The sequence below is a fragment of the Sphingopyxis sp. genome (genome assembly GCF_034380315.1).
GTDB lineage: Bacteria > Pseudomonadota > Alphaproteobacteria > Sphingomonadales > Sphingomonadaceae > Sphingopyxis.
Genome location: NZ_JAXMPB010000018.1, coordinates 16833 through 27298 on the forward strand (window position 1 = coordinate 16833; position 10466 = coordinate 27298).

Sequence of the window (10466 nt, forward strand, 5' to 3'; positions counted from 1 at the left end):
TGTGGCAGTAAATCATGGTTAAGACTCGATTTACCTTACCAAAGATGGTATATACTCCGTTAACTGTTCTTCGTGGGCAGTGCCAACAGGAGAAGTGATATGGGTTGGTTCTGGAGATGGATGGGCGGCGGCGGCTCTGGCAACGGTGGCAGCTCGGCCTAAATCCAAAAAGATTTAGGAAAGGGGCTCCGGCATCGCCGGGGCCCTTTTTCTTTGCCTTGCGTCCAGGTTCGATCCACGGCATGGGCACGCGCCGCGACGGGCTGCGGTCCGCAAAAAATTTTCGTCATGAACAGGCTCCCGCCGCCCTTCTGGGAAGGCCGCGGATTGCCTCGGCTTCGACCTGTGAGGCGTGCCTGGCCAGCGACGAACCGAATCAAAATATCGACGAGTCGAGTCATCAACCAGTCATTTACTCTCTTGCATCGCTGGGCCGACGTGGCACTATAGGTGGTGGGTCAGCCGACGGGGGCACCCAATAATTAGTATTTGGCCGAAAATGGCGGAATTCCGTCGCCCATTGCATATGGGGACAGGGGTGACCCTTTTTGCGCTCAAAAATATGTCCCCTGAGCGGGGCAATCGATGCTAGGCTCAGGCTTCGCCCTGAGTCGAACAAGACAAGAACGCCGTGCACTGGATGGCGTGCGGAACACGGGGGCGAGTTAGATGGATTTTCGGGAAATGGACCGGGTGGAGACGAGCGACGTGGCGACGGTGGAACTGACGAAAGACGAAGCCCCGGCGGCAAGCGAATCGGCGCCCGCTGCCAAGGCGGCGACCAAGCTCAACGACGGCGGCGAACCCAAGGTTCACGCCCGCCGGTTCGCGATCGAAACCGATTCGAATCGCGACGCCCTGCTGACCGATTTCGGCAAGGAAACCCTGATCGACCGCTATTTGTTGCCCGGCGAATCCTACCAGGATCTTTTCGCGCGCGTTGCCGACGCCTATGCCGACGATCAGGATCATGCCCAACGTCTTTACGACTATATTTCAAAACTGTGGTTCATGCCCGCAACCCCCGTTCTGTCGAACGGCGGCACCGGTCGCGGCCTGCCGATCAGCTGTTATCTGAACTCCGTCGACGACAGCCTTGAAGGCATCGTTGGCACCTGGAACGAAAATGTGTGGCTCGCCTCGCGCGGTGGCGGCATCGGCACCTATTGGGGTGCGGTGCGCGGTATCGGCGAACCCGTGGGTCTGAACGGAAAGACCAGCGGCATCATCCCCTTCGTTCGGGTAATGGACAGCCTGACCCTCGCCATCAGCCAGGGCAGCCTGCGTCGCGGTTCGGCCGCCTGCTATCTCGATGTCAGCCACCCGGAAATCGAAGAGTTTCTGGAGGTCCGCAAACCGTCGGGCGACTTCAACCGCAAGGCGCTCAACTTGCACCACGGCGTCCTCATCACCGACGAGTTCATGGAAGCGGTGCGCGACGGCAGGGAGTTCAACCTGCGCAGTCCCAAGGACCAGAGCGTGCGCGGCACGGTCGATGCACGCAGCCTGTTCCAGAAGCTCGTCGAAACCCGCCTTGCAACCGGTGAGCCCTATATCATCTTCATCGACCAGGTGAACCGCATGATGCCCAAGCATCACCGTGACCTGGGCCTCAAGGTCTCGACCTCGAACCTGTGCAGCGAAATCACCCTGCCGACGGGCCGCGACCATCTGGGCAACGATCGCACGGCGGTCTGCTGCCTCTCGTCGCTCAACCTCGAGACCTGGGACGAATGGAACAGCGACAAGCAGTTCATCGAGGATGTGATGCGCATGCTCGACAATGTGCTTCAGGATTATATCGACCGCGCTCCGCCCGAAATGGCGCGCGCCAAATACAGCGCTAGCCGCGAACGCTCGGTCGGCCTCGGCGTCATGGGTTTCCACAGCTTCCTTCAGGCGCGCGGCCTGCCGTTCGAGGGCGCGATGGCGAAATCATCGAACCTGCGCATCTTCAAGCACATCCGCGCGCAGGTCGATCAGGCCTCGATGCTGCTCGCCAAGGAACGTGGCCCTTGCCCCGACGCCGCCGATCAGGGCGTGATGGAACGCTTCAGCTGCAAGATGGCGATCGCGCCGACCGCGTCGATCAGCATCATCTGCGGCGGCACCAGCGCCTGCATCGAGCCGATCCCGGCGAACATCTATACCCACAAAACGCTCTCGGGCAGCTTCGTGGTCAAGAACCCGCATCTCGAGGCTCTGCTCGTCGACAAGGCGAAAAACAGCGACAATGTCTGGAACTCGATCCTCGAAAAGGGTGGCAGTGTCCAGCACCTCGACTTCCTGACCCAGGACGAAAAGGATGTGTTCAAGACGAGCTTCGAAATCGACCAGCGCTGGCTGCTCGAACTCGCCGCCGACCGCACCCCCTATATCGACCAGGCAGCATCGCTGAACCTGTTCATTCCCGCCGACGTCGAGAAATGGGACCTCCTGATGCTCCATTATCGCGCCTGGGAACTCGGCATCAAATCGCTCTATTATCTCCGTTCGAAATCGGTGCAGCGCGCCGGCTTCGCGGGCGGGGTCGAGGCCGACAACACGCCCGAGGCGGCGAAGTTCGAGCTGAGCGCCGAGAGCACCGATTATGACGAATGTCTGGCTTGTCAGTGAGCATGCAATGACCGTTGCTGCTTTTCTTCCTGTCGTCGCGGGCGTGCTTGCGATCATCCTGTCGCTTACGGCGTTGAAACGCATTGCTGCGGCGCGGATGGCGGAAGCCGATATGGCAAGCCGTAGCGATGAAGGCGCCGTCATTCGCGGTGAGTGGATAAAAATTGCCGCAGCATGGATTGTTCCTGTCGCGCTCTACTTTGTCCTCCGCATGCCGGCCTTCAGCGATACCGCATCGCTGACAATCTTTTGAACTAAGGATTCATCCATGCCCCTTCTAGAAGCCCGCAAAACCTATAAGCCCTTCGAATATCCCTGGGCCTATGATTTCTGGAAGCGCCAGCAGCAGATCCACTGGATGCCCGAGGAAGTCCCGCTGGGCGAGGATTGCCGCGACTGGGCGCAGAAGATTTCCGACCATGAACGCAATCTGCTGACGCAGATCTTCCGCTTCTTCACCCAGGCCGACGTCGAGGTGCAGGATTGCTATCACGACAAATATGGCCGCGTGTTCAAACCGACCGAGATCAAGATGATGCTGACCGCGTTCAGCAACATGGAAACGGTTCATATCGCCGCTTACAGCCACCTGCTCGACACCATCGGCATGCCCGAGAGCGAATATGGCATGTTCCTCGAATATGACGAGATGCGCGCCAAGCACGACTATCTCGGCACCTTCGGCGTCGACAGCGACGAGGATATCGCACGCACCCTCGCCATGTTCGGCGGCTTTACCGAGGGGCTGCAGCTGTTCGCCAGCTTTGCGATGCTGATGAACTTCCCGCGCTTCAACAAGATGAAGGGCATGGGCCAGATCGTCAGCTGGTCGGTGCGCGACGAAAGCCTGCACTGCGAAGGCATCACCCGCCTGTTCCACGCCTTCGTCAAGGAACGCGACTGTCTGAGCAAGAGCGTCAAGGAAGACATCATCGATTGCTGCCAGAAGACGGTGCGGCTCGAAGATGCCTTCATCGACCTCGCCTTCGAACAGGGGCCCGTCCCCGGCATGACGCCGAAGGAGATCAAGCGCTACATCCGCTACATCGCCGACTGGCGCCTGGGGCAGCTGGGGTTCCAGCCGATCTATATGATCGACGAACACCCGCTGCCGTGGCTCGCCCCGCTCCTCAACGGCGTCGAGCATGCGAACTTCTTTGAAACCCGCGCCACCGAATATTCAAAGGCCGCGACACGCGGCGACTGGAACACGGTGTGGACCAGCTTCGACAATCGCAAAAAGGCAAAGGGCAGCGACGATACCGCAGTCAACGATGCCGAAAGCGATGGCGAAGATATGTTCGCCAAGGCGGGAATCGCCGCAGAATAACGGGACGTCCCGGCAACCAGCGGTCTGGCGGCACCCCAGCGCCACCGGACCGCCGGCCGAACCGCGCGCCTTATGTGGCGGCGGCCCCGCTTATTGGTGGCTCGCCCTTTCGCCGTTCATATCCGAGGCTGTCCCGGCGCGGCTCTCCCCGGTGCGGCCAAAGTGCAACCTCAGCATCTCGGCCCCGGACGTCCGGGCTTCGGCGCTTCCCAGCGGCAAGGGCGACATCGCCCTTCCCTGCGTCTCCGTCCCCTTTACCGCCAGCGTGATCGACGCAAGCCGCGGCGGGGTCGATACCTTCCGCAAAACCAAGGTCCAGCCGTCGCCGCGCAAATATGTCCCGGCCGCAGCCTCCTCGCGCTGAAAGCCAGCCGCTTGAAGCTGCCCCGTCAACGCATCGTGCGATGCGGCGGCAAGCTCCATCTCGATGCCGACCACGTCGAAGCGCGCCTCTCCGGCGCCGGGCCGGGCTGCAAGAACAGCCCTTCGGGTAATCTCGTGACGCGCCGGCGAGCCACTGGTCAGCCAGCGATGAAATTCGGGACGATAGATCATCGCCCAGACCGCCAGATGGGGACCCGACGCGGTTCCGTCGCACTGAATCGCTTCGTACCAGGGCACCGGCGGATTATGACGCCGCCATTGCGCAGAGGTAAGGCGCAGGTCCGAACCGCAAATGGTCCGCCATGTTCGTTCCAGCGCGTCAAAATCGCCGTCGTGATCATGCGCCAGCGCAAGGCCGACCTTGCCCACCGGTTCCTTGAAGCGATTTTCGGGCGCGAAGAACTCGATATAGCTATGCTGGCCGCGAAAAAAGACCCGGTCGGCGTCTGCGGCAGGCGGCCCATAATCCGGAAGGCCACCGTCGGGCGGCCCCAGTAGCCGCGCCAGATGGTCGCTCGATCTGATTGCGTCGAATGTTGCACGATCAAGCACGACATAGACGTGATTGATCCCTGGCGCGGCCACCGCCGCGGCATCGGGAACAGCGGCAGAATTGGGGCCAGAATCGGGGCCAGGGCCGACCGCCGCCGATGCGGATGCCGCAACCGGACTGCACGCAAGGCACAAGGCCGCCATCACCGAAAAGGAGCCGATCATCATCTTCATTGCACCAACTCGAACCGCCCCAAACGGGCCGAAAATTGCACTGCAGGCGTGTCGAACGCCCGGCCGATATCACCCGCCTCGATCAACGACGCCGGTGTTCCGACCACCAGTTTTCCTTGCCCGTCCAGCAGCCAGATCTGGTCGGCCAGTTGCAGCGACAGGTCGAGGTCATGACTCGACAACAAAATGATCGCTCCCGTCGCGCGCGCGTGGTCGCGCAGCAGGGCCATCACCTCGACACGGCCTGGAAGATCCAGAAAGGCCGTAATTTCATCCAGAACCATCAAGCGAGGCGATTGCGCGATGGCGCGCGCAATCATCACCCGCTGGCGTTCACCGTCGGACAGATCGTCGAACAGCCTTCCCGAAAAGGGGTCGGCCCCCGCCATATCGAGCGCTGCTTTGACATGCGCCTGATCCTCTGGCGAAAGATGGCCACGCCAGTCGGTGAAGGGCTGGCGGCCAAGCGACACCACGTCATCAACCGTCAATCCCGGGCTGGTTCCGCGCTCGGTCAGCACGACGGCGATGCGCCGTGCACGGCTTTGCGGCCGCATCGCGGCGATATCCTCGCCGTCCAGCCTGGCGTTGCCACCCAGCCCCGGCTGCAGCCCCGACAGGGTCCGCATCAAGGTGGACTTGCCCGCCCCATTGCGCCCGAGAACGCAGATGAAAGCCCCCTTTTCCACCGTCAGGTGGAGCGCATCAAGAACCGCGCCGCGCGGCGCGCCATAGCCCACCGACAGATTGTCGAGAAACAACATCAGCCCTGCCCCCGCATCGTCCGCGAAAAGATCAGCAGCGCGATCACCACCGGTGCCCCGACCAGGGCCAATACCGCGTTGAGGTGCAGGAAATGCTGTTCCCACGGGGCATGAACCACCAGGTCCGCCAGCAAGGCCAGCAAGGCCCCGGCCAGGGCCGCGATCGGCATCAGGGGCAGAATGCGCGCGGTCCCGGCGATCGCCCTGGCGAAATGGGGAACGATCAGCCCGATGAAGGTAACGGGGCCGCAATAGGCCGTAACGGGCGCGACGAGAAGGACCACCGCGGCGAGCGTCAGGCGCCGCAAACGAGGGACATCGGTGCCCAAGCTTTTGGCATAGGTTTCGCCCAGCAACAGCGCTGTCAGCGGCTTGGCATTGATCAGGGCGAGGATCGCGCCCGCCGCGATGGGCAGCATGAGCATCGGAAGGTCCGCCGACGTCACGCCCGCGAAGCTGCCATCGCTCCACCCCGAAAAAACCCGGCCACCGACCCGGTTGGCAAAATGAATGACGACACTGACTATCCCCTGCACCGTAAAGCCGAGCATGAGCCCGACAACGAGCAGCGTGACGGTTCCGATGCGCCGCGCCAGGCTAGCCATCGCGAGAGCGAACAGGCCAATACCGATCATCGCACCGACGGTGATCGACACGCCTTCGAACGCCCGAAGAAATTCGATGGCGGCCGGCCCCGAGAAGGCCGCGGCGGTCACCAGAAGCGCAACGCCCAATTGCCCCCCGGCGGTCAAGCCAAGCGACCAGGCATCCGCCATCGGGTTCCGGAACAGGGCCTGCATCAGCACGCCTCCCATGCCCAGCGCGGCACCCGCAACGATAGCAGTGACGATCCGGGGCAGCCGCAGTTCGCCGACAATCTGCGCGTCAGCGGCCTGCCCCTGCCCCACCAGCACGGCAATCACCTGCGCGGCGGGGATAGAGATCATTCCCCAACTGAGCGCGAAGAGCGCGGTAGCGGCCACAGCGAGCGCCAATGCCGCGCCCCCCATCAACATTCGATTGGCGGCTGTCATCGCGGAACTTTCGTGTCGGGACGGATATAGCGAAAGGGTTCGCTGCGCAGAGGTGGATGCAGCATTCGGACAATATCGCCCAGCACCCAGTCCGGCCGAATGACCGCCATTTCATAATAGTCGAAGGCATCGGCGTCAGGCTTGTGCATCCCGTCGGCGGCGAACAGGCAATCGTCGCGATAAGCCTTGAAACGCCGCAATATGGCGGTGTCGGCAAAGGGCGCGGAATGGGAATCGCGGATGATCCAGCAATCTGCCGACGCCCCCCGCCGGATCAGTTCCTCCGTCGAAACCTTGTTGAAGCTGTCGCGCCCCGGATCGTCGGGCCCTTCGAAAAGGTTTCGTCCATTGGCATCGCGCAGCAATTTGGCATCGGCATTCCGGATAACCGGATTCCATCGGTCGCGTCCTGCGAACCAGGCGGAAATGAGACTGCGCTGTGGCTGGGCAGCCGCCGCTTTCTTGAGCCCGTCCACATTGGCCGCGACGATATCGGCAAAGCGATCGGCCTCCGCCTCCTTGCCCGTCAGCATGCCGATCAGGCGGACATAATCGACGCGCCCCATATAGTCGGGCTCATTGTCGAGAAAGATCGGAACGATCGGGATGCCCAGCGCCTCTATACGCGGTTTTGCTCCCAGATTTTTCATGTCGCCCATGCTCATCAGAAGGACATCGGGCTTTGCGGCCACCAACGCATCCATCTCGGGCGGGCGGTGCCAGCCATAGCCGATCTGCCAGACCTCTCCCCGGCGCACCCGCGCGCGCAGCGCGTCGTCATAGGATTTGACGCCGCCCACCGCCACCAACCGATCGTTAATGCCCAGCACCTTGGTCATTGCTTCGTGATAACCGGTATTGCTGGCGATCCGCCGTACGGGGGTGCGGATCACTGTCGCACCTTCTAGATCGCCGTCGAGCGCAGGCAGTCTGCCGCCATGAGGGACAAGCACCAGGCGCTGAAACTGCTCTTCGCCGACGGCCGCCCCGCCCCACCCGATCACCGAGGCTTTCAGATCGACGACGCGATAACCATCGCGTTCGACGACGCGAAAGGTCCGGGCAAAGGGCATCGCGATTTCGCGCCCCTCGATGACCTCCCGCTCTACCGGTGAATGCGCCCGCTCTTCCGAGCAAGCCGACAGCGTGGCCAGAATGCCAAGCATCAGGCCGCGCGCGATCATCGCGCGGCTCCGAACCTGTACGACAAGCTGGCCGAAATGGTTCGCGGCGCACCGGGATAAAGGGGGATGAACGCGCCGCCGCTATCATAATGAAATGTGTCGAACAGGTTCAGAATGTTCAGCTGCGCCCGCCATTTCCCGGCGCGGGTATCAAATTCATAGGCCAGATTGGCGTCGACCCGCGTATAGGCGGGAAGAATGACGCTGTTGTCCGTGTTGCCCGCGCGGCGACCGATATGCTGGGCGCCGACCCCGATGCTGGCACCGCGCAACGCGCCCTGCATGTCATAGGTGGTCCAAAGGCTGGCCGAATGTTCGGGTGCGTTGACCAGCTTCACACCCGGCGGCACGAAACTGTCCTCCCGAATTTCGGTATCGAGATAGGTATAATTGGCGATCGCTCGCCAATGGGGGGAAAGAACGGCGGGGAGTTCAAATTCCACGCCGCGTGACCGCGATCGTCCAATCTGTATCACCCGATCGAAATCTTCGGGATCGGATACGGCGACATTGCGCCGATCGATGTCGAAGAACGCCAGTGTCGGGGTCAACCGCCCGCCAAGAAAGCTCGTCTTTACACCGGCCTCCAGGCTTTCGCCGATCAACGGCTTCGGCAATTGGCCGTCGCGCAGACGCCCGACATCGACCTGGGCGCGGAAAGATCGCGACCAGCTGGCATAGAATGAAATCGCATCGTCCGGCGTCCAGGTGAGGCCGATGCGCGGTGACGTTGCGCCCCGGCGCGTCTTGTCATGGGGACCGACCGACAGCCGATCCGGGCTTTCGAGGCGGTTCCAGTCGTGCCGCAGCCCCGCGAGCAGCCTGAACGCACCCCAATGCAATTCGTCCTGCACATAAAGCGCGGCGCTGTCGCTGTTCCACTCGCCATCTGCGGTGCGAAGCGTTGGAGCGGCGCGTTGACCATAGACCGGATGATAGAAATCGATCGGCAAATTTACACCGAAGGGCGCGTTGTCGACCGTATAGCGCCAGCGATCATAGCCAAGTTCGGCGCCGATCATGGCCTTGTGTTCGATCCCGCCGGTTCGAAAGCGCGCGTATATCTCGGCCTGCGCCGTCAGATCGCGTTGCTTGTCATAGGCAAGGCTGGGCCGCCGATTGACGACGGGACGCTGCGGGTCAGAACGATTGACCGGTGGAAAACCGAAGGCATAGTAGAACGCATCTTTCGAAAATTCCGAATAGCCGACCGACAGCCGCGCGGTGATCCGATCCGAAAAGCGGTGATCAAGGGTCAGGCTGGCGATTCCCCCCTGATTGCGATAGCGCGCATCGGCCTCGCCGAACTGTCGCTCGCGCGGCGCATCGAAGAAAAGCGGATCGCCGGGAAAGCCTCGGTCAAAATATCCCGTCTTTTTCGCATATTCCCCCTCGACCGTCAGGCTGGTGTCGGATGTCGGCCGCCATTGCAAAACCAGCGCGACGAAAGTGCCGCGGGTAAAAGTGAAATCCCGAAACCCGTCGCGATCGTCGTGACTGACATTGACCCGCAGACCCAATGTCGGGGTCAGCGGAGCCGACATGTCGGCGGTCAGCCGCAACTGATCGAAAGACCCGTAAAGGACCCCGACCTCGGCATAGGGAGCATCGAGCGGCTTCTTGGTAACGAAGTTGACGACCCCACCGGGTTCGAAGCGACCGTAAAGCGCCGATGCTGGCCCCTTCAGCACCTCCACCTGCTCGACATTCTGAAGCTGCTCGTCGGGCGCATAGGCGGACCGGCGCAATCCATTCTTCAGATTATAGGGCGTGATGAAACCCCGAATATAGAAGCGGTCGTTCGAGGCTCCGAACCCGACCTGCGGGCTGAACCCCGGAACATAGCGCAGAGCCTCGCCGACGGTCGTGATACCGCGGTCCTGCACCAGTTCGCGTGTCACCACCTGAACCGAAAAAGGCGTCTCCTTGATCGGCGTGTCCGACTTGTTCGCCTGCGGCGCGACGATGGCGCGATAGCCCTGCTCGCGCGTTCCAAGCACCAGTATCTCAGCGTCAGCCTGATCCCCCGCCTCGTGCGCCCCCGCCGCCGATGCCGTACAAAGTGCTGAAACAAAAATTAAATGTCGCAACCCGACCTCCCATGACCGGGAGGCTCATTTAATGTAATATCATATCACGTCAAGTCATTCCCCTTGCCCCTGGAACGCGACCGAACTTGATTGGAGGCCAACGCAAAGGAACGGAGGAAATGAATCGAAGCAAGTTCGGCGAAAAGCCGATCATCGCGATGTCGAAGGCCAAGAGGTGGAGAAGCCGACGGCGGAATAGTATCATCGGCACTGAACCGCCCCGGGATTGCCGGAGGCCAGTTACATCAAATTATGCTGCCATGGCTGTGTCGTCCAGCCTGGCGTAGTAACGCTCTTCGGCTTCGGCAGGCGGGATATTGCCGGTGGGCGCGAGCAGG

8 protein-coding genes are annotated in these 10466 nt (G+C 61.7%); 3 read left to right on the forward strand and 5 right to left on the reverse strand.

Translation table 11 applies throughout. The annotated features are described in order from the left end of the window. Window positions 1-669 precede the first annotated feature (669 nt). The 3 genes from U0S50_RS18315 to U0S50_RS18325 are packed head-to-tail and all read left to right on the forward strand — an operon-like array spanning window position 670 to window position 3946. Complete coding sequence (locus U0S50_RS18315; protein ID WP_322310058.1) at window positions 670-2616, forward strand: ribonucleoside-diphosphate reductase subunit alpha; 1947 nt, start codon at window positions 670-672, stop codon at window positions 2614-2616. A gap of 7 nt (window positions 2617-2623) precedes the next feature. Next, a complete protein-coding gene (locus U0S50_RS18320; RefSeq protein WP_322310059.1) occupies window positions 2624-2869 on the forward strand; it encodes a hypothetical protein in 246 nt (81 codons plus the stop codon). A gap of 15 nt (window positions 2870-2884) precedes the next feature. Beyond that, complete coding sequence (locus U0S50_RS18325; RefSeq protein ID WP_322310060.1) at window positions 2885-3946, forward strand: ribonucleotide-diphosphate reductase subunit beta; 1062 nt, start codon at window positions 2885-2887, stop codon at window positions 3944-3946. A 90-nt stretch (window positions 3947-4036) separates the two neighbouring features. On the opposite strand, the gene U0S50_RS18330 is transcribed toward U0S50_RS18325, so the two are convergent. Genes U0S50_RS18330 through U0S50_RS18350 form a run of 5 tightly spaced genes read right to left on the reverse strand, consistent with a single transcriptional unit; the run spans window position 4037 to window position 10128 of the window. Further along, window positions 4037-5056 (reverse strand): DUF5829 family protein, encoded by a 1020-nt coding sequence (locus tag U0S50_RS18330; protein WP_322310061.1) that lies wholly within the window; start codon window positions 5054-5056, stop codon window positions 4037-4039. Beyond that, window positions 5053-5820 (reverse strand): ABC transporter ATP-binding protein, encoded by a 768-nt coding sequence (locus U0S50_RS18335; RefSeq protein ID WP_322310062.1) that lies wholly within the window; start codon window positions 5818-5820, stop codon window positions 5053-5055. Before U0S50_RS18335 ends, U0S50_RS18330 begins: the two co-directional genes overlap by 4 nt. Continuing rightward, window positions 5820-6854, reverse strand: coding sequence for an iron ABC transporter permease (locus tag U0S50_RS18340; protein WP_322310063.1), 1035 nt, complete (start codon window positions 6852-6854; stop codon window positions 5820-5822). Before U0S50_RS18340 ends, U0S50_RS18335 begins: the two co-directional genes overlap by 1 nt. Continuing rightward, window positions 6851-8038: an ABC transporter substrate-binding protein gene (locus U0S50_RS18345; RefSeq protein ID WP_322310064.1), complete on the reverse strand. Its 1188-nt coding sequence runs from the start codon at window positions 8036-8038 to the stop codon at window positions 6851-6853. Before U0S50_RS18345 ends, U0S50_RS18340 begins: the two co-directional genes overlap by 4 nt. Next, entirely contained in the window at window positions 8035-10128 is a 2094-nt protein-coding gene (locus tag U0S50_RS18350; RefSeq protein WP_322310065.1) for a TonB-dependent siderophore receptor, read from the reverse strand. Before U0S50_RS18350 ends, U0S50_RS18345 begins: the two co-directional genes overlap by 4 nt. Between the last annotated feature and the right edge of the window lie 338 nt (window positions 10129-10466).